The 2,295-nt window shown below is 53.4% G+C and carries 5 protein-coding genes; all 5 read left to right on the top strand.

What is annotated here, in order from left to right:
- Positions 1-4 precede the first annotated feature (4 nt).
- Entirely contained in the window at positions 5-94 is a 90-nt protein-coding gene (locus RMO15_RS33170; RefSeq protein ID WP_369016072.1) for a PQQ-binding-like beta-propeller repeat protein, read from the top strand.
- A gap of 118 nt (positions 95-212) precedes the next feature.
- Positions 213-1,202 (top strand): PxKF domain-containing protein, encoded by a 990-nt coding sequence (locus RMO15_RS04595; protein WP_309708435.1) that lies wholly within the window; start codon positions 213-215, stop codon positions 1,200-1,202.
- 159 nt (positions 1,203-1,361) lie between these two features.
- Positions 1,362-1,724: a hypothetical protein gene (locus RMO15_RS04590; RefSeq protein WP_309708433.1), complete on the top strand. Its 363-nt coding sequence runs from the start codon at positions 1,362-1,364 to the stop codon at positions 1,722-1,724.
- Positions 1,725-1,785: 61 nt separating this feature from the next.
- Positions 1,786-1,956, top strand: a complete 171-nt coding sequence (locus RMO15_RS04585) for a hypothetical protein (RefSeq protein ID WP_309708430.1) — start codon at positions 1,786-1,788, stop codon at positions 1,954-1,956.
- Positions 1,957-1,959: 3 nt separating this feature from the next.
- Positions 1,960-2,295: dihydrodipicolinate synthase family protein (locus RMO15_RS04580; RefSeq protein WP_309708427.1), on the top strand; the 336-nt coding region annotated here is incomplete at its 3' end.

The raw sequence follows: 2,295 nt of genomic DNA, 5'->3' as shown, positions 1-2,295 counted from the left end.
CCCCATCGGTCGCCCCGTCATGGGCTCCGCCTGCGTCGTCAACGGCCAAGTCCTCATCGGCTCCGACGACGGCTACGTCTACTGCTTCCGATAGCTCACATAAATCCTTAATCTGTCAAACCGTTGATGCTTTCCTCATGAACGCTACCTAGACTAATAATTGCCAGGGATGCGCGGCTCTCAACCCGTCGTATCCGGGCAAGGAGAAGTTCATGAAAGCAATGTCACGTCGGGTAAACACGCTGTCTGTGTTCACGCTCTGTCTTGCGGCACTCTTGCCAGCGAGAGTAAGCCACGCACAGCTCTTGCTCTCGGATGATTTTAGTGGGGCGAGCCTCTCGCCTTTGTGGGCGGTTCAGCGCGGCTACGCCTCGCTTGTCAACGGCTGGGTAAGGACACAAGGCTCGACACCAGGAAGCCGTGATGCCTTTATCATGGCCGGAGAGGGCTCGGATTGGTCTAACTACCAGTTCTCCACCAAGTTCCACGCAGATGGCGGGGGGAACAACTGGTACAACAGCCTGATCAACTTCCGTGTCCAGTCGCAGTTTGGCTGGTCGCAGGGAACATTCTATAGTCTCTACATCTTCCCCCCCAACTCCGCCATTCCGCCTGCCGACTCGATACAGCTGGTGAAGTTTACCAGCACCAGTGCAAGCCTAATCGACCCAACCTACTACGCCTCGGGCCTCATGACCGCAGGGGATAATGCCATTGATATCTCCGCGATCGGGGGGAGTTTTACGATCAAAGTGAATGGAGTACCGGCGGCCTCATTTCTTGACGCAGACCCCATTCCCACGGGTGGTGTCGCACTCGGCTCGATTTGGGAGTCGGCAACCCGCTACGACTATGCCTACGTCGCCCCAATCTACACCATCAATGCACTCTACGATCTGACAAAGGTTCATAAAGGCGGAAGCACAGTGCCTATCACTCTCCAGCTTTTGGGGGGCAATGGAGTCAATGCTTCCTCACCAAGCATCGCGGTGACGGCGATCAGTGTCACCAATGTGGGAACGGGAGCGACAGTAGCCGCCACTGCCCCAGGGAACTCCAACCCGAATAACACCTTCCGTTACGACTCGGGTGAGTACCTCTATAACCTGAAAACGAAGGGCTATGCAGCAGGAACCTACAACCTAAACTTCATCGCGGGGAGCGATCCGACGCTGCACTCCACTCCGTTTCTGATCCGATAAGCCCGGTGCCGGGGCCTAGCCCCGGCACCTCTACTAGATCGTTCTAGGTTATCTCTGAGACAGGCATCGTGCCAAAAACTGCCGATGCATTCCCGGAATTGACGCAGGCTCGATTGAGAATCCCCCCCCGAGAGATAATTTTGGTAGAATCTTCAATAGATGGAAGCAACCCTTCAAGTTTTTACAGAGTTAGAAACAGCCGGAATCATCTCCCGCTATGCCATTGGTGGAGCTGTGGGTGCGATTTTTTATATCGAGCCGTTTCTCACTTATGACCTGGATATTTTTGTCGTTCTGCCTCAAACCCCATCAGGGCTTCTGACTCTTACTCCGATCTACGATGAACTTAAGCAGAGAGGCTACCCAACCGAAGCAGAATGTATCCTCATTGAGGGAGTGCCTGTACAATTTCTTCCTGCTTACAACCCACTTCTTGAAGAAGCTCTAGCAGAGGTACAGCTACTACCCTATGGAGACATAAAGACCATCAAAGATTCTCGATGTTTATGGAACAAGCGTTAATGGACTCAGATTACTTACAAGAGATATTAATAAGATACCAACTTAATGAAAGATTTCACAAATGGAAAACAGAGAGCTAGAGCTGGCCTTAGAAGCAAAAAGCCGACGTCGCCAAGAGCTTGCCAAACTTCCGATCAAAAAAAAGATACAAATGGTGATCCACCTTCAGAAAATGGCAGCTCCCCTCCTAAAACAACGCGGAAAAATCGTTTACTGCTGGACAGAAGACTAAAAAATGAAGACAAACTGGACGGGGCTCATTGCGGCTCCCCACACGCCATTCGCCGCCGACGGCTCGCTGAATCTTGGCGTTATTGAGAAACAGTGCGAGAAACTAATTGCGGATGGCGTGATCGGCGCGTTTGTCTGTGGCTCAACCGGCGAGGGCGTCTCGCTGAGCGTGATGGAGCGCAAGGCGGTGGCGCGGCGCTGGGTGGAGATCGCGGCGGGGCGGCTGAAGGTGATTATCCATGTGGGGCACACGAGCATCGCTGATGCGGCGGAGCTTGCCACAGAGGCTCAAGCCACGGGCGCAGACGGCATCTCGGCACTGGCTCCGTACTACTTCAAG

Source organism: Armatimonas sp., assembly GCF_031410135.1.
Classification (GTDB): domain Bacteria; phylum Armatimonadota; class Armatimonadia; order Armatimonadales; family Armatimonadaceae; genus Armatimonas.
The sequence above is the reverse complement of the archived record's forward strand: the minus strand, read 5'-3'. Positions and strand labels throughout refer to the sequence as shown.